The sequence below is a fragment of the Burkholderia sp. PvR073 genome (assembly GCF_054055695.1).
On the sequence record NZ_JBSRXO010000001.1, the window covers coordinates 1,235,770 to 1,258,711 of the forward strand.

The 22,942-nt window shown below is 67.9% G+C and carries 18 protein-coding genes and 1 pseudogene; 10 read left to right on the top strand and 9 right to left on the bottom strand.

Annotation, left to right across the window (positions count from 1 at the left end; translation table 11 throughout):
- The first annotated feature begins 61 nt into the window (after nucleotides 1–61).
- A complete protein-coding gene (gene glcC, locus ACVK00_RS05480; protein WP_284901624.1) occupies nucleotides 62–832 on the top strand; it encodes a transcriptional regulator GlcC in 771 nt (256 codons plus the stop codon).
- 400 nt (nucleotides 833–1,232) lie between these two features.
- On the opposite strand, the gene ACVK00_RS05485 is transcribed toward glcC, so the two are convergent.
- The 5 genes from ACVK00_RS05485 to ACVK00_RS05505 form a co-directional block, all read right to left on the bottom strand.
- Nucleotides 1,233–2,084 carry a carbohydrate ABC transporter permease gene (locus ACVK00_RS05485; RefSeq protein WP_006753189.1) on the bottom strand — a complete coding sequence of 284 codons (852 nt, stop codon included), beginning with the start codon at nucleotides 2,082–2,084 and terminating at the stop codon, nucleotides 1,233–1,235.
- Between the two features lie 21 nt (nucleotides 2,085–2,105).
- On the bottom strand, nucleotides 2,106–3,065 hold the full coding sequence (locus ACVK00_RS05490; protein WP_284901626.1) for a carbohydrate ABC transporter permease: 960 nt from the start codon (nucleotides 3,063–3,065) through the stop codon (nucleotides 2,106–2,108).
- A gap of 60 nt (nucleotides 3,066–3,125) precedes the next feature.
- Nucleotides 3,126–4,385 carry an ABC transporter substrate-binding protein gene (locus ACVK00_RS05495; RefSeq protein WP_284901628.1) on the bottom strand — a complete coding sequence of 420 codons (1,260 nt, stop codon included), beginning with the start codon at nucleotides 4,383–4,385 and terminating at the stop codon, nucleotides 3,126–3,128.
- A 62-nt stretch (nucleotides 4,386–4,447) separates the two neighbouring features.
- The gene (locus tag ACVK00_RS05500; protein ID WP_354123223.1) at nucleotides 4,448–6,439 is read right to left on the bottom strand and encodes a beta-galactosidase; all 1,992 of its coding nucleotides are present in this window, start codon (nucleotides 6,437–6,439) and stop codon (nucleotides 4,448–4,450) included.
- Nucleotides 6,440–6,447: 8 nt separating this feature from the next.
- Complete coding sequence (locus ACVK00_RS05505; RefSeq protein ID WP_284901632.1) at nucleotides 6,448–7,596, bottom strand: ABC transporter ATP-binding protein; 1,149 nt, start codon at nucleotides 7,594–7,596, stop codon at nucleotides 6,448–6,450.
- 190 nt (nucleotides 7,597–7,786) lie between these two features.
- On the opposite strand from ACVK00_RS05505, the gene ACVK00_RS05510 reads away from it, so the two are divergent.
- Entirely contained in the window at nucleotides 7,787–8,806 is a 1,020-nt protein-coding gene (locus ACVK00_RS05510) for a LacI family DNA-binding transcriptional regulator (RefSeq protein ID WP_284901634.1), read from the top strand.
- Nucleotides 8,807–8,943: 137 nt separating this feature from the next.
- Here ACVK00_RS05510 and ACVK00_RS05515 read toward each other — a convergent pair whose 3' ends face one another.
- The 3 genes and pseudogenes from ACVK00_RS05515 to ACVK00_RS05525 all read right to left on the bottom strand — a co-directional run bounded on the left by ACVK00_RS05515 (nucleotide 8,944) and on the right by ACVK00_RS05525 (nucleotide 12,037).
- The gene (locus ACVK00_RS05515; protein WP_284901636.1) at nucleotides 8,944–11,049 is read right to left on the bottom strand and encodes a TonB-dependent siderophore receptor; all 2,106 of its coding nucleotides are present in this window, start codon (nucleotides 11,047–11,049) and stop codon (nucleotides 8,944–8,946) included.
- A gap of 92 nt (nucleotides 11,050–11,141) precedes the next feature.
- Nucleotides 11,142–11,240: pseudogene (locus tag ACVK00_RS05520) on the bottom strand (hypothetical protein); the annotation flags it as partial.
- 155 nt (nucleotides 11,241–11,395) lie between these two features.
- Nucleotides 11,396–12,037 carry a GntR family transcriptional regulator gene (locus ACVK00_RS05525; RefSeq protein WP_284901638.1) on the bottom strand — a complete coding sequence of 214 codons (642 nt, stop codon included), beginning with the start codon at nucleotides 12,035–12,037 and terminating at the stop codon, nucleotides 11,396–11,398.
- A 91-nt stretch (nucleotides 12,038–12,128) separates the two neighbouring features.
- On the opposite strand from ACVK00_RS05525, the gene ACVK00_RS05530 reads away from it, so the two are divergent.
- Nucleotides 12,129–12,605, top strand: a complete 477-nt coding sequence (locus ACVK00_RS05530) for an OsmC family protein (RefSeq protein ID WP_284901640.1) — start codon at nucleotides 12,129–12,131, stop codon at nucleotides 12,603–12,605.
- A gap of 115 nt (nucleotides 12,606–12,720) precedes the next feature.
- Here the strand turns inward: ACVK00_RS05530 and ACVK00_RS05535 are convergent, their stop codons facing one another.
- Nucleotides 12,721–13,671: a LysR family transcriptional regulator gene (locus tag ACVK00_RS05535; RefSeq protein WP_105784726.1), complete on the bottom strand. Its 951-nt coding sequence runs from the start codon at nucleotides 13,669–13,671 to the stop codon at nucleotides 12,721–12,723.
- Nucleotides 13,672–13,785: 114 nt separating this feature from the next.
- On the opposite strand from ACVK00_RS05535, the gene ACVK00_RS05540 reads away from it, so the two are divergent.
- The 7 genes from ACVK00_RS05540 (at nucleotide 13,786) to araH (ending at nucleotide 22,886) form a co-directional block, all read left to right on the top strand.
- Nucleotides 13,786–15,537 carry an IlvD/Edd family dehydratase gene (locus ACVK00_RS05540; protein ID WP_284901642.1) on the top strand — a complete coding sequence of 584 codons (1,752 nt, stop codon included), beginning with the start codon at nucleotides 13,786–13,788 and terminating at the stop codon, nucleotides 15,535–15,537.
- A gap of 330 nt (nucleotides 15,538–15,867) precedes the next feature.
- Nucleotides 15,868–17,226 (top strand): MFS transporter, encoded by a 1,359-nt coding sequence (locus ACVK00_RS05545; protein WP_228908653.1) that lies wholly within the window; start codon nucleotides 15,868–15,870, stop codon nucleotides 17,224–17,226.
- A gap of 52 nt (nucleotides 17,227–17,278) precedes the next feature.
- On the top strand, nucleotides 17,279–18,208 hold the full coding sequence (locus ACVK00_RS05550; protein WP_354123224.1) for a dihydrodipicolinate synthase family protein: 930 nt from the start codon (nucleotides 17,279–17,281) through the stop codon (nucleotides 18,206–18,208).
- Between the two features lie 24 nt (nucleotides 18,209–18,232).
- On the top strand, nucleotides 18,233–19,162 hold the full coding sequence (locus tag ACVK00_RS05555) for a Gfo/Idh/MocA family protein (RefSeq protein WP_284893208.1): 930 nt from the start codon (nucleotides 18,233–18,235) through the stop codon (nucleotides 19,160–19,162).
- 81 nt (nucleotides 19,163–19,243) lie between these two features.
- On the top strand, nucleotides 19,244–20,248 hold the full coding sequence (locus tag ACVK00_RS05560; RefSeq protein ID WP_284893210.1) for an arabinose ABC transporter substrate-binding protein: 1,005 nt from the start codon (nucleotides 19,244–19,246) through the stop codon (nucleotides 20,246–20,248).
- A gap of 20 nt (nucleotides 20,249–20,268) precedes the next feature.
- Nucleotides 20,269–21,831 carry an L-arabinose ABC transporter ATP-binding protein AraG gene (gene araG / locus ACVK00_RS05565; RefSeq protein ID WP_228908649.1) on the top strand — a complete coding sequence of 521 codons (1,563 nt, stop codon included), beginning with the start codon at nucleotides 20,269–20,271 and terminating at the stop codon, nucleotides 21,829–21,831.
- A gap of 35 nt (nucleotides 21,832–21,866) precedes the next feature.
- A complete protein-coding gene (araH, locus tag ACVK00_RS05570) occupies nucleotides 21,867–22,886 on the top strand; it encodes an L-arabinose ABC transporter permease AraH (protein WP_011659859.1) in 1,020 nt (339 codons plus the stop codon).
- Nucleotides 22,887–22,942: the final 56 nt, after the last annotated feature.

A 22,942-nucleotide genomic window follows, 5' to 3' on the forward strand; every position in this document is an offset into this window, starting at 1 on the left:
CCAATTGATACAAGGGTTTGTGAGAAAATAGGCGATATTCTCCCGAAGTGGTCATACCAGTATGGAAAGGCAAGTTCGACAAGCGCCGGCGCGCAATGTCGCCGACGTCGTCGCCGAGCGGATCGAGCAACTGATCGTCGACGGCGTGCTGAAGGCCGGACAGGCGCTGCCGTCCGAGCGGCGGCTGACCGAGAAGCTCGGCGTGTCGCGCACGGCCGTGCGCGAAGGCATGAAGCTGCTACGTGCGCGCGGGATCATCGACACGACGCACGGCAAGGGTTCGTTCGTCGCGAGCCTGACCCCGCAGCGCGAAGTCTCACCGATGATGCATCTGCTCGGCTCGCAGCCGCGCACGCTGTACGACCTGTTCGAGGTACGCGGGATGCTCGAGACCGAAGCCGCGCGGCTTGCTGCGCTGCGCGGTACGCCGGCCGATTTCATCCTGATCAAGCGTCGCTATGAGGAGATGACGGCGGCCGATGCGCAGGATCTCGATCCGGCGGCACGGGCGAAGCTCGATCATGCGTTTCATCTCGCGATTTGCGAGGCGTCGCACAATCCGGTGCTCGTCAACACGCTGCAGTCGCTGACCGACCTGCTGCTCAGTTCCGTGTTCGCGTCGGTGAACAACCTCTATCACCGCGAGCCGTTGAAGAAGCAGATCGATCGGCAGCATGCGCGGCTTTATAACGCGGTGACAGGGCGGCTCCCTGATCAGGCGCGCAAGGCTGCGAGCGATCATATCCGGCAGTGCGTCGACTATCTGCGCGAGATCGAGCAGGAAGAGCAGCGGCTCGTGCGCTCGACGTTGCGGCTCGAAGGGTGGACCTGAACCGGACGAGCGGAGCGGGCGTTGCCGCCATGACGTGTATCAAGCATGTCGGGCTGGCGGTGCGGCCTGGCGGTCGACTATGTCGCAATGTGAGCTATTCGATGCGTGGCCCGACACGACCCGTTTCGCCTTTGCGCGACACGCGCGCTGGCCGTTGACCGTGACGCGCCGCCGATCGTTGAAGGAGGACGCTGCATGTCGATTCCAATGCGTGACGACGGGCCCGTGGCCCGCGCCATCCAGATCCTGCGATTCAATATTCGCCGCAAATTATGCGGAGAATAGCCGCTCTATTCACCGCGCCGTCAAACCCGGCGGAACCAAAAAAAGCCCGCCGAAGCGGGCAACCTCTCGATGAAGAGGAGGAGATCTGAATTCGCGATCAGTGATCAGTGCCGGGTCAACCTTTCGTCGCCCCGAACGTCAGCCCTGCCACAAAATGCTTCTGCATCGCGAAGAACATCGCTACCGACGGCAACGCTGCGAGAATCGACCCGGCCGACACGAGGTTCCACGACGTTGTCCATTGCCCCTTCAACGCGGCAACGCCCGCAGTGATCGGCGCGGCCTCATCGCCTTGCGTGAGACACAGCGCCCAGAAGTAGTCGTTCCACACGAACGTGAACACGAGAATCGCGAGCGCGGCCAACGCAGGCCGGATCAGCGGCAACACGATCCGCCAGAACACCGTCCATTCGCCCGCACCTTCAATCCGCGCGGCCTCGATCAATTCGAACGGCAACTGCTTGATGAAGTTGCGCAGAAACAGCGTGCAGAACCCCGTCTGAAACGCGACATGAAACAGGATCAGCGCCTCGACGGTATTGAACACACCGAGCCGCAGCGACAAGTCCCGCACCGGAATCATCAACACCTGCACCGGCACGAAATTCCCCGCGACGAACGTCCCGAACAGCGCGGTACTCCCGCGAAACTTGTAGGTGGCGAGCGCAAAGCCCGCCATCGCCGCCAGCGCGATCGACCCGATCACCGACGGCACCGTGATCTGCACACTGTTCCAGAAGTAATGCAGCATCGGCGACGTGGTCAGCGCGTCGCGATAGTTGCTGATCATCGAGAAGTGCCGCGGCCAGCCCCAGTAGTGACCTTCGACCAGTTCCTCGGTCGAGCGCACCGACGTGACGAACACGGCGATCATCGGCAGCAGCCAGATCACGAGCGCGACGGGCAGCGACAGCTTGTACAGCCGGCGCGAGACCGGCTTCCAGTGGGCAACGGGTGTCGGAAACATGATGAGTGAACTCCCGGTAGGTCACTGCTCGTTGCGCAGCATGCGGCGCAACTGGAACACGATGTAGACGAGCATGATCACGAACAGCACGACCGCGATCGACGCGGAATAGCCAAGCCGGTAGTACTTGATCGCCTGGTCGTACATGTAATACGCGAGCACGGTCGAGCTCTCGAACGGGCCGCCGCCCGTCATCACCGAAATCAGGTCGAAGCTGCGCAGCGCGCCGATCACCGTGACGACGATCGCCATGAACGTGGTCGGGCGCAACTGCGGCAGCACGACGTGCCACAGCAGCGCGAAGCCGCGCGCGCCTTCCATCCGCGCCGCTTCGATCTGCTCCGGATTGACCGACGTGAGGCCGGTCAGGTACAGGATCATGCAGTACGCGGTCTGCGGCCACAGCGCGGCGAACACGATGCCGAAGGTCGCATAGCGCGCATCGCCGAGCACCGGGATCCCGTGTCCGGCGATCAGCGCGAGCAGCCCGAAGGTCGGATCGTAGAACCACGAGAAGATCAGGCCGACGACCACGCCGGACAGCACGAACGGCGCGAAGAACAGCGACTTCACGAGCCGGATGCCGGCCACCGCCTGGTTCAGGTACAGCGCGAGCGCGAGGCCGAGCGGCGGCGCGAGCATGAACAGCGCAAGCCAGATCACGTTGTTGCGCAGCGCGGTGTAGAAGGTCGGCGCGTGCAGCAGCTCGACGTAGTTCGCGAGACCGACGAACGTGCGCTCGGTCATCCCGTCCCAGTTGCAGAGGCTCAGCCACAGCGTCGACAGGATCGGCCAGATCACATAGACGGCAACCATCGCGCACGCGGGCGCGAGAAAGAGCCACGCGGCGCGCTGTTGCCGCCGCACGGCGGGCGACGGACGGCGCGCGGGCAGCGCGGTGGCAGCGGATGCGCCGCGCGGCGGCGGCGTGGCGTTGGCGCCGGCGCCGGCGGGCGGGGTGGACGTGATCGGACGGGACACGGCAAGCCTCCTGGGCGGACACGGCGGCACGCACACGCGGCCGCCGCATGGGTCACGCGGTTACTTCTTGTAGATCCGCTTGCGGGTCTGTTCGAGTTGCGCGAGCACGGTATCGAGCTGCGCGGGATTCGCGAGGAACTGCTGCATCCCCTTCATCCCTTCGTCGGCCATCTCCTTGGTCATGTCGCGGTCGTAGAACTGCGCGACGCCGCCCTTGGTGTCGGCGAGGATCCGGAAGCCGATCCGCGAAATCGGATCGGCCGGCTCCGGCGACTTGCTGTTGGCCGACAGCGAGCCAAGCCCTTCCGCGAGCTTCGCACCCATCTCGGGCGTTTCGACGAACGCGAGGAACGTGTGCGCGTCGGCCTTGTTCTTCGCCTTGGTCGGGATGTGCAGCGATTCGACCGGGCCGTCCTCGGCGGTCGGCACCTTCGGGTCGATGATCGGGAAGCGGTAATAGCCCATTTCCTGCTTCACGTTCGGCGGAAAGCCGGCCGCGATGAAGGTGCCCATCAGCATCATCGCGGCCTTGCCCTGGAACAGGAACGGCTGCGCGCCGTCGAGATCGTAGGACAGCGCGTTGTCGATGAAGTAGCCCGAGTCGATCAGCGATTTCCACGTCGTGTAGACCTTCTTCACGCGCGGGTCGGTGTACGGCACGTCGCCGGCCATCAGCTGCTGGTGGAACGCGTTGCCGTTCAGGCGCAGGTCGAGATAGTCGAACCAGCCGGCGAGCGTCCACGCGTCGCGGCCGCCGACCGCGATCGGCGTGATGCCGGCCGCCTTCAGCTTCTTGCACGCATCGAGAAACTGATCCCAGGTCTTCGGCTCGTCGGCGATGCCGACCTTGCGGAACAGGTCCTTGCGGTAGAACAGCCCCCACGAGTAATAGACGGTCGGCGCCGCGTACTGCTTGCCGTGGTACGACGATGCGCTGCGCGTCGACGCGTACATCGCGTCCCAGCCGTTCTTCGCCCAGTCGCCGCTCAGGTCCTCGAACAGCCCGCGCTTCGCGTAGTACGCCATGCGCTCGCCCGCGTGCCAGTTGACCACGTCGGGCGCAACGGTCGTGAGCCACGCGGGGAGCTGCACCTTGTACGCTTCCTCGTCGACGAAGGTGGGCTTCACGTCGATGTCGGGATGGGCCTTGTGGAACGCCTCGATCGTCGACTGCCAGACCGCGCGCTGGCTGGCGCCCTTGAACGCGATGTTGATCGTCAGCGTGCCCGCGTCGGCCGGCGCCGCGGCGCCGAGCGAAGCGAACGCGATGGCGGCGGCGGTCGCAAGCCGGGCGGCGACGCGAAGGGGGCGATGTGTCATGTGTGTCTCCAGTCCTGTGTGTCGTTGTGCGTGACCGGCGCGTCGCGGCGCCGGGGCGGTTGCTACGAACGGCTTCGATACACGGCGACGCCTTGCGGCTCGACCTGCGCGGCGCCGATCACGAACGCGGACGGCGGCACCGCATCGAGCGTGTGCGGCGTGCTGCCGTAGTTGAATACGTAGGTCAGGCCGCCGCGTCGGCTCACGCGCACGCCGTCGCCGAGCGGCGACGGTGTCAGGCCGGCTTCGGCCGCGACGTCGGCGAACAGGCGCGCGGTGGTCGCGTCGTCGAACAGCGCGGCCCAGTAGTGCAGCGCGCCGTGCGACACGCAGGCCGGATGACCGTCGGCGAAGCGCGCACGCACGACGCTGGGTGCGTCGTCGTGCAGCTCGACGAGGTCGCGCCATCGGCGTGCGTCGCCGGTGAACGCCGAGCCGTCGCGCAACGTGCCGTCGACCCGCTCGGTCACGTTCGGCCGCAGCGACTCGACGCGCCACACGCGCAGCGGCAGGATCGATGCGAGCGGGCCGGGCGGCAGCGTCGGCGGAATCTGCAGGTCGGCGGTTTTCGAACCGGTGCGCGGGCCGAACACCGCATGCGCGCCCGATGCGGCGAGCCGGGCCGCGAAGTCGTCCGGCACGATCGGCAGCGGCGGCACGACGACGAGCCGGTAGCCGTCGAGCGGCGCATGCGCGGAGATCACGTCGACGTCGAGGCCGAGCGAACGCAGCGCCGAGTAGTACTCGAACGCGAAGCGCGGGTAGTGGAAATCGGCGCCTTGCGGCTGCACTTCGAACAGCCACTTCGCTTCATAGTCGAACACCAGCGCGACGGGGGCGCGCACCGCGCCGTTCGCGTCGGCATCGGCGCCGGCGTCGAGCACGGCCGCGATTTCGTGCGCGACGCGCTGCGCTTCGCGGCCGCCTTCGTCGAGCTGGTCGTCCGGCGTGTGCAGGCCCGCATGCATCTGCTCCTGCGCGAACGGCGCCTGCCGCCAGCGGAAGTACGACACGCAGCCGGCGCCGTGCGCGAACGCTTCCCAGCTCCACAGGCGCACCATGCTCGGCAGCGGCGCGGGGTTCCACTGCGCCCAGTTCACGGGCCCCGGTTGCTGCTCCATCACCCAGAACGGCAGCTTCGACATCCCGCGATAGAGATCGTGATTGAACGACGCGAAATCCGGATGGCCGGTGCGCAGCCAGCGCGCCTTCAGCTCGGGCGCGAACCATTGCTCCTCGAGCGCGCCGAGCGGATAGCTGTCCCACGTCGCGATGTCGAGGTCGCGCGCCACTTCGTAATGATCGAACTCGGTGAACAGCTGCATGAAGTTGTGCGCGACGGGCCGGCCCGGCGAATGCGCGCGGATCACGTCGACCTGCATCCGGTGATAGCGCGCGACCTCGTCGGACGCGAAGCGCCGGTAGTCGAGGCGATGCGACGGATGCGCTTCGGTCACGGTGCCGACCGGCGCGTCGACTTCGTCGAAATGCCGGTACTCCATGCTCCAGAACACGGTGCCCCACGCGCGGTTCAGCGCGTCGATCGTGCCGTAGCGCGCCTTCAGCCATTCGCGAAAGCGCACGAGCGCGGCGGGCGAATAGCTGACCACCGTCTGGTGGCAACCGAGCTCGTTGTCGGTCTGCCAGTAGTGGACGGCCGGATGGCGGCCGTAGCGTTCGGCGACCGCCGTGCAGATGCGGCGCGAGGCTTCCAGATAGGTCGGCGACGAGAAGTCGTAGTGGCGGCGCGAACCGAACCCGCGCGGCCGGCCGTCCGCACCGATCGCGAGGATGTCGGGGTGGCGGTCGACGAGCCATTTCGGCGGCGTCGCGGTCGGTGTGCACATCACGATCTCGAGGCCGGCCGCGCCGAGCACGTCGACCGCGCGGTCGAGCCAGCCCCAGTCGTATTCGCCCGGCGACGGCTCGATGCGGCTCCACGCGAATTCGGCGATTCGTACCTGCGCGATGCCGAGCGCCTTCATCCGGCGGGCGTCGTCGGCCCACATCGATTCCGGCCAGTGTTCCGGGTAGTAACAGACTCCGAGGCGCATGCCGATCCTTATGCGTAGTGGTGGACGGGAATGTCGGCGCGCGCGGGCACCGCGCGGCCGTCTTCGGTGAAGAGGTGACAGGCCGCGGCCGGCGCCTGCGCGTGCACGCGCTCGCCGATGCGCAGCGGCGCGTCGCCGGGCACTTTCGCGATCAGCGGCGTGCCGCCGGGCTGGTCGAGGTGCACGTAGGTCTGCTCGCCGAGGCGTTCGACGAGCGCGACGTCGCGCGCGAGCGTCGTCGCGTCGTGCGCGGCGCCGAGCGTCAGGTGTTCGGGGCGGATGCCGAGCGTGACGGTCGCGCCCGGCGCGAGCGCGGCGCCGTCGCGCGGCAGCGTGAAGGTTTCGCCGGACGGCACGACGGTGACGGTCGTGCGCTGCGCGTCGCAGGCGACGACGACGGCCGGCAGGAAGTTCATCCGCGGCGAGCCGATGAAGCCGGCGACGAAGCGGCTGGCGGGATGGTGATAGAGGTCGAGCGGCGCGCCGATCTGCGCGATGCTGCCATGCTGCGCGGTGTCGGCGCCGGCGTGCAGCAGCACGATCTTGTCGGCGAGCGTCATCGCTTCGGTCTGGTCGTGCGTCACGTAGACGACGCTCGCGCGTTCGAACTGCCGGTGCAGCTTCGCGATTTCGATGCGCGTCTGGCCGCGCAGTGCCGCGTCGAGGTTCGACAGCGGTTCGTCGAACAGGAACACGCCGGGCTCACGCACGATCGCGCGGCCGATCGCGACGCGCTGCCGCTGGCCGCCGGACAGCGCCTTCGGCTTGCGCTCGAGCAGCGTATCGAGCTGCAGGATCCGCGCAGCGTCGCGCACCTTCCGGTCGATCTCGGCCTTCGGCACGCGCGCGAGCTTCAGCCCGAACGCCATGTTCTCGTAGACCGTCATGTGCGGAAACAGCGCGTAGCTCTGGAACACCATCGCGACGCCGCGCTCGGCGGCCGGCACGTGGTCGACGCGGCGGCCGTCGATCGACAGCTCGCCGTCGCTCAGATCCTCGAGGCCCGCGATCATCCGCAGCAGGGTCGACTTGCCGCAGCCGGACGGCCCGAGGAACACGCAGAACTCGTGCGCGCCGATCTCCAGATCAACGTCGCGAATGACCGGCGCGTGCTCACCATAGGCTTTCTGCACGCGCCGCATCGAGATGCTCGCCATTGTCTCCGCTCCATGTTCTAATGCGCTTTCATCAATGCTTAAGCGCTTAATCATCGCGATCAAAAAAAGAGCCGATAGCGATCGCGGCCGAGTCGCGCCCGTCGGTCGGGCGGCAGGGTGTGCGGCGATAGTGCGCCGCTTCGGTGAGCGAAGCAAATACTGGATCAACGTCTCATATAGTGGGCAAGTCATGGCGACACTCGATGAAGTGGCCCGCCGCGCCGGCGTGACGGCCGCGACGGTCTCGAACGTGCTGCGCAACCGCGGCCGGGTCGGCGAAGCCACCCGCGCGCGCGTGCTCGAAGCCGTGCAGGCGCTCGGGTACCGACCGCATCTCGCGGCGCGGGCCCTCGCGGAAGGGCGCGCGCCGACGGTCGCGCTGATGGTATCGAGCATCGCGAACCCGTTCTATCCGGAGTTCGCGCTCGCGGTCGAGCGCGCGGTGCGCCGCAACGGGCAGTTCCTGATCGTCTGCAATACGAACGAAGACCCGTTGCAGGGCAGAGCGTATCTCGACCAGATCGCCGGCACGATTTCCGAAGGCATTCTCGTGACCAACGCGAACCTGCACCTGCCGGATCTGGCGGACGTCGCGCGGCGCGGCGTGCCGGTCGTGCTGTGTCTGTGGGAGCGGCCCGATGCGCCGCCCGAAGGGTTGCCGTGCGTGGCGGTGGATTTCCGCGAAGCCGGGCGGATCGCGACGCGGCATCTGCTCGAACTCGGGCACCGGACGATCGGCGTGATCGTCGGCGGCTCGGCGAGCGGCGTGCAGGCGGCGCGCTATGACGGCTTCGTCGACGTGATGCGCGAAGCGGGGCTCGACGCATCGATCGTCGCGGCCGAGCCCGATTCGATCGAAGGCGGCGTGCGCGCGGCGGGCAGGCTGCTCGATGCGCATCCCGGGCTGACCGCGCTGGTCGCGACCAACGACCTGCCCGCGATCGGTGCGCTGCACGCGGCGGCCGATCGCGGCCGGCGCGTACCCGACGACCTGTCGATCGTCGGCATTACCGATATTCATCTGGCCAGCGACACGCGTCCCACGTTGACGACGGTCGCGATCCCGACCGCCGAGGCCGCCGGGCTCGCGGTCGAACTGCTCAACGCGTTGCGCGAGGCGGGCGGCCGGATCGACGATGCGTCGCGCGTGCGCACGGCGTCGTTGCCGCGGCTGGTGGTGCGTGGCACGACGGGGGCGGTGTCGGGGTGACGCTCGGCTATGTAGCGAGGGCCGACGCGCACCTTGCGGCAATGGTGGACATGCCCGTGATGTCTGCGGCGTCGTGGCTTTCCGCGGACCGCACGCACGGTTTGCGTCCGGCGCGCAATGCCCGTCGACCAGCCGTTCTAGAACGAGTACGCGAGCGACGCGAACAGGCTGCGCGGCGCGCCCGGCGTGACCCACAGGTTGTTGTACGAGCTGACGTAGTACGTGCGATTGAACAGGTTGTTCAGCACGACCGACGCGCGCAGATGCTTGTTGACCTGCACGTAGCCGTTGAGCTGCACGGTCGCATAAGCGGGCAGGTCGAAGCCATCCTGCGTGTTCGCGGTGTTGCCCGCGCGGCGTCCGACGTAGATCACGCCCGCGCCCGCGCCGGCCTTGTCGACGAGCGGCAGTGCGGTTTCGTACATCAGCAGCGCGCTCCCGCTCAGGCGCGGAATGTCGACGAGGCGTGCGCCCGGCGTCAGCACGCTGTCGTGCGTGACCTGCGCATCGACGTACGCGAGGTTGACGATGCCGCGCACCCCGTGGCCGAGTTCGCCGTTCCATTCGAATTCGACGCCGCGGCTGCGTACTTCGCCGGCCGCACGCGAGAACCCGGCATTCGCCGGATCGGCGCTCAGCACGTTGCGCTTGTTCACGTAGAACGCGGCGACGGTCGCGAGCCAGCGCGTGCCGGCCCATTTCACGCCGGCCTCGTAGCCGTGCCCCTTCTCCGGATCGAACGCGCGGCCGTTCACGTCGGCGCCGTTGTTCGGCCGGAACGAATACGCGGTGTTCGCGTAGAGCGACAGCGCGGGGCTGGCCTCGTACACGATGCCGAGCCGCGGGCTCAGCGCCGTTTGCAGCTGGCTCGTCGTCACGCCCTTCAGGCGGTTGTCGACCGACTGGTGAAAGCGGTCCCAGCGCAGCCCGGCGAGCACTTTCCAGTGCGGCCCGAACGCGAGCGTGTCCTGCGCATACAGGCCCTGGCCGTCGTCGCGTTCGAGCAGATTCGTCGCGGTGCGCGGCACGGGCGCCGGCTGGCCGTAGACCGGATCGAAGATGTCGATCGCATACGGCGCCGCGGCCGTCGGCGTCGAGCGCGCGACGAACTGGTCGTAGTTGAAGCGATACGCGTCGACGCCCATCACGAACGTGTGGCCGATGCCGGCCGTGCGGGCCTTGCCGGCCACCTCGACGCGCCCTTGCACCTCGTTCGAGTGAAACGCGACCTGCCGGTAGCGGCGCCATAGCGTACGCCCGTCCGACTGCAGCGCGAACGCTTCGGACGAGCGGCCGGACAGGTCGGTGTCGCGCTGCGCGAAGCCGGCGTTGACCGACCAGTCGGCATTGAAGCGATGTTCGAGCGTGAACTGGTGGCCCGAGTTGCGCACGTCGTAGTCGCCGTCGCGCGGCTCACCCATGAACCTCGACGCCGGCACCACGCCGAGTTGCCCATTGACCGCGACCACGCCGCGATCGAGCGGCGCGCGCTGGCGGGCGGTCTCGAATTCGTAGTGGAGCGTCGTGTCCGCGCTGATGTCCCACGTGAACGACGGCGCGAACAGGTAGCGCGTGCTCGACACGGTATCGCGGAAGCTGCCGTTGTCCTCGTTCATCGCGATGAAGCGGTACGCGAGCGACTTCGTGACGGGGCCGGTCGAATCGAGCGTCTCGCGCAGCGCGCCGTAGCTGCCGGCCGATACGCCGATCGTGTTCGAGCGCGCGAACTGCGGCTGCTTGGTCGTGTAGCTGATGAGGCCGCCCGGGTCGCCGCGGCCGTACAGCGCGGACGCGGGCCCCTTGAGGACTTCCATGCGCTCGAGCGTGGCGGTGTCGCGCGGCACGCTGATGCCGCGATTCCACGAGAAGCCGTTGACGAGGTAGTCGGTGCCGGACGTGTTGCCGTCGCCGGCAAAGCCGCGCACCGCGTAGTTGTCCCACAGCCCGCCGAAGTTGTTTTGCCGCGCGACGCCGGCGACCCAGTCGTACAGGTCTTCGCCGCGTGTGGCGGCCACCGTCTGAATCAGTTTCTTGTCGACGCTGCTGACCGCGAACGGAATCTCCATCACGTCCGTCTCGGTGCGCGTCGCGCTCGTCGATTCGGGCGCGCGAAACGGCGCCGTCGTGCGCTGCCCGGAGACTTCGATCGCGGGCAGCGACAGCTCCTGCGCGTCGGCGGCGCTCAGCCCGGCCGTGCCGACGACGATGGCCATCGGTGCGGCCGCCCAGTTCTTCCTGCTCATACCCCGTCCTCAGAGATTGGTCCGCGTTCGGGCACCGCGGGCCGTCTCGCGCCGGCATCCGTGTTCCAAACAGTCCATTTGCGGGCCGAAATCTAATGCAAATGAGATGTATTTGCAATCGTAAGTTGACCTTGTTGCATGGGGGGATAGGGAGCGGGAGAACGAAGAGCTGCCGGGTTGTGTTCGGAGGCCCGCCGGGCGAACTATCGGGTCGTGGGGCACGCTGCGCCTGCGACCGCTGGATATGCACGGGAGTGAGCGTTTCCAGCCGGCGAGGCCGATCGAATGGCTTGCCGCGTGATGGTGGCCGGAAACGCGCGAGACCGCGCTCGGCCGCCGGCCGGCCTCAGTCGCCTTCGACGAGCCGCATCACGATGCGCCGGGCCGAGTCCAGATGCGCGACGGTCATCGCGCGGGCGCCGCGAGCATTGCGTTCGCGGCATGCTTGCAGAATTTCTTCGTGCTCGACCTGGAACGACGGCGTATCCGCGAGCAGCGTCGCCTGCAGCCGCTCGTACCGCTCGACCTGGCTGCGCAATTCCGCGATCGCCTTCAACTGGCGCGCGTTGCCGCAGCACGAATACAGCAGCACGTGGAATTCACGGTTCAGCTCGCCTTGGCGGCGCGCCACGCTCGATTCGCCGAGCAACCGATGCACGAGTTCGGCGCGCGTCAGCGTTTCGTCGTCGAGCCGCTTCACGCTGCGGTAGATGGCGTCGCCTTCGAGCAGCACGCGCATGTCGTAGATTTCCTGCACGTCGGACGTGCCGAGCATCCGCACGACCGCGCCGCGATTGCGGAAAATGTCTAGCAGCCCTTCGCGCTCCAGGCGCTGGATCGCCTCACGCATCGGAATCCGGCTGATCCCGAAGTGCTCGGCGAGGTCGCGCTCGACGAGCCGCTCGCCGGCCTGCAACTCGCCGTTGATGATCATTTCCCGCAGCGATGCGGCCACGGCGTCCGCCGTGGAATCGAGTCTGGCTTCCATGCCTTGAGTCCTCATTTTGGAATAATGGTATACCAAACGGCATCGCGGTGACACAATGCGGCCATCACATCCGATGGCAGAGGAGAGCGAGATGGCGCATGGCGAACACAAATACCGCGTGGCAGTGGAGTGGACCGGCAACCGCGGAACCGGCACGTCGGGGTATCGCGAATATGGCCGCGATCATGTGATCCACGCGGGTTCGAAGCCGGACATTCCGGGCTCGTCGGACGCGGCGTTTCGCGGCGATGCGGCGCGCTGGAATCCGGAGGATCTGCTGTTGGCGTCGGCATCGGCGTGCCACAAGCTCTGGTATCTGCATCTGTGTTCCGATGCGGGCATCCGCGTGCTTGCGTATGTCGACGACGCCGAAGGGACGATGGTCGACACGTCCGAGCCGGGGCGCTTCACCGAAATCGTGCTGCACCCGCGCGTGATGATCCGTGCGGGCGACGATCGCGAGCTGGCCGAGCGGCTGCATCATGATGCGCATGCGAAGTGCTATATCGCGAACTCCGTGAACTTCCCGATCCGGTGCGAACCGGTGATCGAGTTCGCGGCGGCGTGACGTGCACCGTGGAGAAGACGTTGAAGCTTCTCCCCTCCCCGGGCAACACGCGCATGGCGCCCCATTTTCGTGCGCTTCAGCGGGCGGGCGCTCCGCGCGGCACCCGATCCCCGCGTTACAACGCGATCCCGTAAACCTCCCGCGCGGCCGCGCGGATCGCGTCGGCCATCACCGCGACGGCCGGCGAATGCAGCCGGTCGGTGCGCGTGATGATCCCGAAATCGTCCATCCGGCAATCCATCTCCAGCGGCAGCACCGACACGATGCCATGTCGCGCGTAGTACAGCGCGACGTCCTCCGCGAGCACCGCGATCATGTCGCTCTGCTCGATCAACTGCGTGATGAACAGCAGCGCGGCCGTCTCGACGACGTTCGCGGGCGGCGCGAGGCTCGCGCGCTGGAACACCAGCTCGAAGCGGTGGCGCAGCACGCTGCCGGCCGGCGGCATGACCCACGCGGCACGCTGCACGTCGGCAAGCGACAGCGGCGCCTGCGCGAGCAGCGGATGGCCGGGCCGCACGACCGCCGCGACCGGCTCGCCGGTCAGCGGCTCATAGCGCAGGTGCAGCTTGTCGTGTTCGACTGACAGCCGGCCGAGCACGATGTCGAGCTTGTCCTGCGCGAGGTGTTCGAGCAGCACATTGCTCGTGTCGATCGCGACGGACACGCGCACGTTCGCATGCGTGCCCTTCACCGCGGCGACGGCCGGCGGCACCAGCCGCAACCCCGGCGACGTGATCGCGCCCACCGCCACATGCCCGAGATGGCCGGCCTTCAGCGCGGCCAGCTCCTCGCGCGCCTGGTCGAGGCTGCCGAGCGCCGCGCGCGCGTGGCGGATCAGCGCGTCGCCGTACAGCGTCGGCCGCATCCCGCGCGGCAGGCGCTCGAACAGCACCGCGCCGATCGATTCCTCGAGCTCGCGCAGCAGCTTCGACGCGGCCGGCTGCGTCATGTTCAGCGCGGCCGCCGCGCGGTGAATGCTGCCTTCGTCGGCGAGCGCGACGACCAGCAGGAGCTGGCGCGTCTTCAGGCGGCTGCGGTTTCCCCATGGGCTGGCTTCGAGCATGGTACGGGTTTATATCGATATCGGAATCGATATCGTAATCGCCTAAAACGTCATTAGCGAGTTATCAAAATTCTGCCTAGACTGCGCCGGTATCCCGTCACCACAGGACTGACGATGTCGGCAACAAAACCCAGGCTGCGCTCCACCCAATGGTTCGGCACGAACGACAAGAACGGCTTCATGTACCGAAGCTGGATGAAGAACCAGGGCATCCCCGATCATGAGTTCGACGGTCGGCCGATCATCGGCATCTGCAACACGTGGTCCGAACTGACGCCGTGCAATGCGCACTTCCGCAAGCTCGCCGAGCACGTGAAGCGCGGGATCTTCGAGGCGGGCGGGTTCCCGGTCGAGTTCCCGGTGTTCTCGAACGGTGAATCGAACCTGCGGCCGTCGGCGATGCTCACGCGCAACCTGGCGTCGATGGACGTCGAGGAAGCGATCCGCGGCAATCCGATCGACGCGGTCGTGCTGCTCGCCGGCTGCGACAAGACGACCCCCGCGCTGCTGATGGGCGCGGCGAGCTGCGACGTGCCGGCGATCGTCGTGTCGGGCGGCCCGATGCTGAACGGCAAGCTCGAGGGCAAGAACATCGGTTCGGGTACCGCCGTGTGGCAACTGCACGAATCGCTGAAGGCGGGCGAGATCGACCTGCATCACTTCCTGTCGGCCGAAGCCGGCATGTCGCGCTCGGCCGGCACCTGCAACACGATGGGCACCGCGTCGACGATGGCGTGCATGGCCGAGGCGCTCGGCGTGGCGCTGCCGCACAATGCGGCGATCCCGGCCGTCGATTCGCGCCGCTACGTGCTCGCGCACATGTCCGGCATCCGGATCGTCGAGATGGCGCTCGAAGGGCTCGTGCTGTCGAAGGTGCTGACGCGCGCGGCGTTCGAGAACGCGATCCGCGCGAACGCGGCGATCGGCGGCTCGACCAATGCGGTGATCCACCTGAAGGCGATCGCGGGCCGCATCGGCGTGCCGCTCGAACTCGAGGACTGGATGCGCATCGGCCGCGACACGCCGACGATCGTCGACCTGATGCCGTCCGGGCGCTTCCTGATGGAGGAGTTCTATTACGCGGGCGGCCTGCCGGCCGTGCTGCGCCGGCTCGGCGAAGGCGGGCTGCTGCCGCACCCCGACGCGCTGACGGTGAACGGCAAGTCGCTGTGGGACAACGTGCGCGAAGCGCCGAACTACGACGACGAGGTGATCCGCCCACTCGACCGGCCGCTGATCGCCGACGGCGGGATTTGCATCCTGCGCGGCAATCTCGCGCCTCGCGGCGCGGTGCTGAAGCCGTCGGCGGCGAGCCCCGAGTTGCTGAAGCATCGCGGCCGCGCGGTGGTGTTCGAGAACCTCGATCACTACAAGGCCACGATCAACGACGAAGCGCTCGACGTCGATGCGAGTTCGGTGCTGGTGCTGAAGAACTGCGGGCCGCGCGGTTATCCGGGGATGGCCGAGGTCGGCAACATGGGGCTGCCGCCGAAGCTGCTGCGCCAGGGCGTGAAGGACATGGTGCGGATCTCGGACGCGCGGATGAGCGGCACCGCGTACGGCACGGTCGTGCTGCACGTCGCGCCGGAAGCGGCCGCGGGCGGGCCGCTGGCCGCCGTGCGTAACGGCGACTGGATCGAGCTCGACTGCGAGGCCGGCTCGCTGCACCTGGACATTCCGGACGACGAACTGCAGCGCCGCCTGTCGGACGTCGATCCGACCGCGGCGCCGGGCGTGGCCGCGCAGCTTGGCAAGGGCGGCTACGCGCGGCTGTATATCGATCACGTGCTGCAGGCCGACGAGGGGTGCGACCTCGACTTCCTGGTCGGCATGCGCGGCGCGGACGTGCCGAGCCATTCGCATTGAGACAAACGGATCGCGGCGGGGCCTGAGGGAAGTAGGGGGAAGCGGCGGCCACGGCGGGGTGATCATCCGGCCGGCCGCAAAGCATGGGATGTACGTAAGCGCTGAAGCGCCAGCGTACGTTGACCGCGAAGCATGGGGCCCTCGTAAGCGCCAAGACGCCAACCGAGGCCGACCGCGAAGCATGGGACCTCCGTAAGCGCTAAAGCGCTAACGGGGGCCGACCGCGAAGCATGGGACCTCCGTAAGCGCTAAAGCGCTAACGGGGGCCGACCGCGAAGCATGGGACCCCCGTAAGCGCTAAAGCGCTAACGGGGGCCGACAGGAGACAAGATGACGACGCAGTACACGCCCGCACACGCCGTGGCGGAACAGTCCGATTCGCCGGCAGCCGTCGACGAACGGCAACTGACCCGCCTGCTCACGCGCAAGCTGGTGCCGTTCCTCGCGCTGATCTACGTGGTCGCCTACGTCGACCGTACCGTGGTCGGCTTCGCGAAGCTGCACATGAACGCGGCGATCGGCCTCGGCGACGCCGCCTACGGCCTCGGCGCCGGACTATTCTTCATCGGCTACTTCCTGTGCGAAGTGCCGAGCAACCTCGCGCTCGGACGCTTCGGCGCACGCGTCTGGTTCGCGCGCATCCTCGCCACGTGGGGCGTGATCACGATCGCGATGGCGCTCGTGCAGGGGCCGGCCAGTTTCTACGTGCTGCGCTTCCTGCTCGGCGCGGCCGAAGCCGGCCTCTATCCCGGCATCCTGTACTTCCTCACGCAATGGTTCCCGATGCGCGACCGTGCCCGCGTGATCGGCCTGCTCGTGCTCGCGCAGCCGCTCGCCGGCATCGTGACGGGCCCGCTCGCCGGGTGGCTGCTGTCGACGCACGGTTGGTTCGGCCTGTCGGACTGGCAGACGTTGTTCGTCGTCAGCGGCTTGCCGGCCGTGCTGCTCGCATGGCCCACGCTTCGGTTGTTGCCCGAGTCGCCCGCGCATGCGCGCTGGCTGAACGACGACCAACGCCGCTGGATCGCGCGGCAGCTCGCCGCCGACCGCGACACGTATCGACCCGCTTCGCACGGCAATCCGCTCGCCGCACTGCGCGACCGCCGCGTGCTGCTGCTCGCCGCGCTGTTCCTGCCGTTTCCGCTGTGCATCTACGGGCTGTCGCTCTGGCTGCCGACGATCATCCACGCATTCGGCGCCGGCGACGCGGCGACCGGGCTGCTGTCCGCGGTGCCGTATCTGTTCGCGGTGGTCGGCCTGCTCGTCGTGCCGCGCCATTCGGACCGCAAGCGCGAGCGCTACTGGCACATTGTCGTCGTGTCGGCGGCGGCCGCCGTGACGATGGCCGCGAGCGCATGGGTGCGGCAGCCCGCGCTGCAGTTCGCATTCATCTGCCTCACCGCGTTCTCGCTCTATTCGATCCAGGCCGTCGTGTGGGCGCTGCCCGGCGAATTCCTGACCGGCACGAGTGCGGCGGTCGGCATCGCCGCGATCAATTCGCTCGCGAATCTCGGCGGCTACTTCGGGCCGTACGGCATCGGCCTGATCAAGGCATCGACCGGCAGTCTCGCGGCCGGCCTGTACTTTCTCGCGGCGACGCTGTTGTTCGCGGTGCTGATGACGTTCGTGGTCCGGGCCGCGCTGCGTGCGCCCGAGCCGGCCGCGGGCGCATTCGCCCGCGAATCCTGAACGCCTTGTTTTTCCGGCTGAACGCCGATTCGACCGACGCAGGACCCGAACCATGACATCGAGCGGCACACCGCGCTATCGCGGCATCTTCCCCGTCGTCCCGACGACGTTTTCCGACACCGGCGAGCTCGACCTCGCGAGCCAGAATCGCGCGGTCGATTTCATGATCGATGCGGGCTCGGACGGGCTGTGCATCCTCGCGAACTTCTCCGAGCAATTCGCGATCACCGACGACGAACGCGACGTGCTCACGCGCACGATCCTCGAACACGTCGCCGGCCGCGTGCCGGTGATCGTCACGACGTCGCACTACAGCACACAGGTGTGCGCGGCGCGCAGCCTGCGCGCGCAGCAGCTCGGCGCGGCGATGGTGATGACGATGCCGCCGTATCACGGCGCGACGTTCCGCGTGCCCGAAGCGCAGATCGTCGACTTCTTTGCGCGCGTGTCGGATGCGATCGACATCCCGATCATGATCCAGGATGCGCCCGCGAGCGGCACCGCGCTGTCCGCGCCGTTGCTTGCGCGGATGGCGCGCGAGATCGAGCAGGTCGCGTACTTCAAGATCGAGACGCCCGGCGCCGCGAACAAGCTGCGCGAGCTGATCCGGCTCGGCGGCGACGCGATCGAAGGGCCGTGGGACGGCGAGGAGGCGATCACGCTGCTCGCCGACCTGCATGCCGGCGCGACCGGCGCGATGACGGGCGGCGCATATCCGGACGGCATCCGGCCGATCCTCGAAGCGTGGCGCGAAGGGCGGCAGGACGATGCGTACGCACGCTACCAGGCGTGGCTGCCGCTGATCAATCACGAGAACCGCCAGTCCGGCATTCTCACCGCGAAGGCGCTGATGCGCGAAGGCGGTGTGATCGCATGCGAGCGGCCGCGGCATCCGATGCCGGAACTGCATCCGGACACGCGCGCGGAGCTGCTCGCGATCGCGCGTCGGCTCGATCCGCTCGTGCTGCGCTGGGCGCACTGACCGAGTAGCGAAGGAGGAACGCAGATGAGCAAGGTGATTTCGCTGGGCGTGATCGGGATCGGCAAGATCGCGCGTGACCAGCATTTGCCGGCGATCGCCGCCGAACCGGGCTTCGCGCTGACCGCCTGCGCGAGCCGTCACGCAGAAGTCAACGGCGTGCGCAATTATCCGGAGCTGGGTGCGCTGCTGGCCGCCGAGCCCGCGCTCGAGGCGGTGTCGCTGTGCGCGCCGCCGCAGGTGCGCTACGCGCAGGCACGCGCGGCGCTCGAAGCCGGCAAGCACGTGATGCTCGAGAAACCGCCGGGCGCGACGCTGGGCGAAGTGGCCGCGCTGGACGCGCTCGCGCGCGAACGCGGCCTCACGCTGTTCGCGACCTGGCATTCGCGCTGCGCGAGCGCGGTGGAACCGGCGCGCGCATGGCTCGCGACGCGCACGATCCGCGCGGTGCAGGTGCGCTGGAAGGAAGACGTGCGGCGCTGGCATCCGGGGCAGCAGTGGATCTGGGAGCCGGGCGGCCTCGGCGTGTTCGATCCCGGCATCAACGCGCTGTCGATCGTCACGCGGATCCTGCCGCGCGAGCTCGTGCTGCGCGAAGCGACGCTCTACGTGCCGAGCGACGTGCAGACGCCGATCGCGGCCGAACTCGATTGCGCCGATACGGACGGCGTGCCCGTGCACGCGGAATTCGACTGGCGGCACGGCCCCGTCGAGCAATGGGAGATCGCGGTCGACACGTCGGACGGCGTGCTCGCGATCAGCCGCGGCGGCGCGCAACTGTCGATCGCCGGCGAGCCGGTCGAGATCGGCCCGCAGCGCGAGTATCCGGCGCTGTATGCTCACTTCCGCGCGCTGATCGCGCGCGGCGAAAGCGACGTCGACGTACGGCCGTTGCGGCTCGTCGCCGATGCGTTCCTGTTCGGGCGGCGCGTCGGGACCGACGCGTTCGGCCGCTGAAAACGTGCCGGCGCGCACCATCGCGAGCGCGACCGCGTACGACGGATGTTGAAGACCCAAGCCAATACAAGGAGACACCGCATGAACCGCACGACTCGCCGACACACCCTGCGCGCACTGTTGGCCGCGCTTTGCCTCGCGCCGCTCGGGATGCAGGGCGCCGCGCACGCCGACGCGCCGCTGAAGATCGGCTTCCTGGTGAAGATGCCCGAGCAGGCATGGTTCATCAACGAGCAGAACGCGGCCGCCACGCTCGGCCAGAAGGAGAACTTCTCGGTCGTGAAGATCGGCACGCCGGACGGCGAGAAGGTGCTCGCCGCGATCGACAACCTCGGCTCGCAAGGCGCGCAGGGCTTCGTGATCTGCGCGCCCGACGTACGCCTCGGGCCGGCGATCGCCGCGCGCGCGAAGCGCTACAACATGAAGTTCGTGACCGTCGACGACCAGCTCGTCGACTCGACCGGCAAGCCGCTGTCGAACGTGCCGCATCTCGGGATGTCGGCGATCAAGATCGGCAACCAGGTCGGCCAGGCGATCGCCGACGAGATGAAGCGGCGCGGCTGGAAGCCGGAGGAAGTCGGCGCGCTGCGCATCACCAACTACGAGCTGCCGACCGCGAAGCTGCGCACCGACGGCGCGACGCAGGCGCTGCTCGCGAACGGCTTCCGCAAGGAGAACATCTTCGACGCGCCGCAGAAGACGACCGACGACGAAGGCGGCTTCAGCGCCGCCGCGCCCGTGCTCGCACGCCATCCGAACGTGAAGAAGTGGGTGGTCTACGCGCTGAACGAGGAAACCGTGCTCGGCGCGGTGCGCGCGACCGAACAGCTGCACATCCCGGCGGCCGACGTGATCGGCGTCGGCATCAACGGCGCGGGCGAGGCGTTCGCCGAATTCCAGAAGAAGGAGCCGACCGGCTTCTACGGGACGATCGCGGTCAGCTCGACGAACCACGGCAAGGACAGCACGCAGAACCTCGTCGACTGGATCCGCAACGGCAAGGCGCCGCCGGCCGACACGCAGACGAGCGGCAAGCTGATGACGCGCGCGAACTGGCAGGCCGTGCGCACTGAGCTCGGCATCTGAGCGTGCGAGGCGACGACGCGATGACGATGCAGACGATGACGGCCGTGTCCGGCAACGATGACGCGGCCACGCGCGGCGCCGCCGCGCCGCCGCCCGGCGGCGCGTTGCTCGCGCTCGACGGGATCACGGTGACGTTTCCGGGCGTGCGCGCGCTCGATGCCGTGTCGCTGTCGGTGCGCGCGGGCGAAGTGCACGGGCTGATGGGCGAGAACGGCGCGGGCAAGTCGACGCTGTTGAAAGTGTTGTCCGGCGTGAACCAGCCGCAGGCCGGCACGCTGACGCTGAACGGCACGGTGCAGCGCTTCGCGTCGACGCGTGCCGCGCTCGAGGCCGGCATCGCGATCATCTACCAGGAGCTGCATCTGGTGCCGGAGCTGACGGTCGCGGAGAACCTGATGCTCGGGCAGCTGCCGAGCCGGCTCGGCGTGGTCGACGAGCGCGCGCTCGCGGTGCGTGCGCTCGATGCGCTGGAGCGCCTCGGCGAGCACATCGATCCGGACATCCCGGTAAAGTATTTGTCGATCGGCCAGCGCCAGATGATCGAGATCGGCAAGGCGCTGATGCGCGACGCGCGCGTGATCGCGTTCGACGAACCGACGAGTTCGCTGTCCGCGCGTGAGACGACGCAGCTGTTCCGGATCATCCGTTCGCTGCGCGCGGAAGGGCGCGCGATCATCTACGTCACGCACCGGATGGAGGAAGTCGACGCGCTGTGCGACCGCGTGACGGTGTTCCGCGACGGCCGCCGGATCGAGACGTTCGAATCGGTTGCCGATCTCGATCGCGACCAGCTGATCGGCTGCATGGTCGGCCGCTCGATCGAGGACGTGTACGGCTACCGGCCGCGCGCGGCCGGCGACGTGATGATCGAGGCGCAGGGGCTGACCGGGCCCGGCTTGTCCGAGCCGGTGTCGTTCGCCGCGCGCCGCGGCGAGATCGTCGGCTTCTTCGGGCTCGTCGGCGCGGGCCGCTCGGAACTGATGAAGCTGCTGTACGGCGCGACGCGCCCGAGCGGCGGCCACGTCGAACTGGGCGGCAAGCGCGTCGCGTTTTCGAGCCCGCGCCACGCGGTGCGCGCCGGCATCGCGCTGTGCCCGGAGGATCGCAAGCAGGAAGGCATCGTCGCGATCGCGTCGGTGGCCGACAACCTGAACATCAGCGCGCGCCGTCATTTCAGCCCGGCGCGCGTGCTGCTCGACGCGCGGCGCGAACGCGAGCTCGCGCAACGCTACATCGAGCGGCTCGCGATCAAGACGCCCGACGGCGACACGCCGATCGGCGCGCTGTCGGGCGGCAACCAGCAGAAGGTCGTGCTCGCGCGCTGGCTGGCCGAGCGCATCGACGTGTTCCTGATGGACGAGCCGACGCGCGGCATCGACGTCGGTGCGCGCGCGGAAATCTACAACCTGTTCTACGAACTCGCGGAAGCGGGCCGCACGGTGATCCTCGTGTCGAGCGACCTGGCCGAGGTGATCGGCGTGTCGGACCGGATCATCGTGATGAAGGAAGGACGGATCGCGGGCGAAGTCGCGAAGGCGCAGGCGACGCCCGACGCGCTGATCAAGCTCGCGCTGCCGCGTTAGCGCCGTGCAGTCAACCGGAAAGCAACTGAACTGATATGAGCCAGGCAATGCAACCCCAACGCACTTCCCCGTCCCCGGATGCCACGGCCGCGCCCGCGCGAGCGCGCGGCGGCGTGTGGCAACTGATCAACCGCTCCGGCATCGTGATGGTGTTTCTCGTGCTGTTCGCGACGCTGTCGCTGACCGTGCCGGACTTCCTCACGCCGCGCAACATCCAGGGCCTCTTGCTGTCGGTCACGCTGATCGGTTCGATCGCGGTGACGATGATGTTCGTGCTCGCGCTCGGCGAAGTCGACCTGTCGGTCGCGTCGATCGTCGCGTTCTCGGGCGTCGTCGCGTCGACGCTGATCACCGCGACGCACAGCGTGGTGTTCGGCACCGTGGCCGGCATCCTCGCGGGCGGCGCGGTCGGGCTCGTCAACGGCGTGCTGATCGCGCGCTGGCGGATCAATTCGCTGATCGTCACGCTCGCGATGATGGAAGTCGTGCGCGGACTCGCGTTCATCACGTCGAACGGCGACGCTGTGATGATCTCCGAGGAACGCTTCTTCGAGCTCGGCGCCGGCTCGTTCCTCGGCATCTCGTATCCGATCTGGAGCAACATCGTCGGCTTCGTCGTGTTCGGCTTCCTGCTGCGCAAGACGGTGTTCGGCAAGAACGTGCTGGCCGTCGGCGGCAACGGCGAGGCCGCGTTGCTTGCCGGGCTGCCGGTGATGCGCATCAAGATCGCGGTGTTCGTGCTGCAGGGGCTCGTGACCGGCTTCGCGGGCGTGATGCTCGCGTCGCGGATGAGCCTTGGCGACCCGAAGACGTCGGTCGGCCTCGAGCTCGGCGTGATCTCCGCATGCGTGCTCGGCGGCGTGTCGCTGACGGGCGGCGTCGCGACGATCTCCGGCGTGCTGGTCGGCGTGCTGATCATGGGCTCCGTGCAGGACGCGATGAGCCTCTTGAACGTGCCGACCTTTTACCAATATCTGATACGCGGCGGAATTCTGTTGCTCGCGGTGCTGTTCGACCAGTATCGTCGCAACCAGCGGCGCGCGATGAAGATCTGACCCAGGCGAAGTGAACGCGCGGCCGCCAGCGAATGCGACAGATATCGGGAGACGGC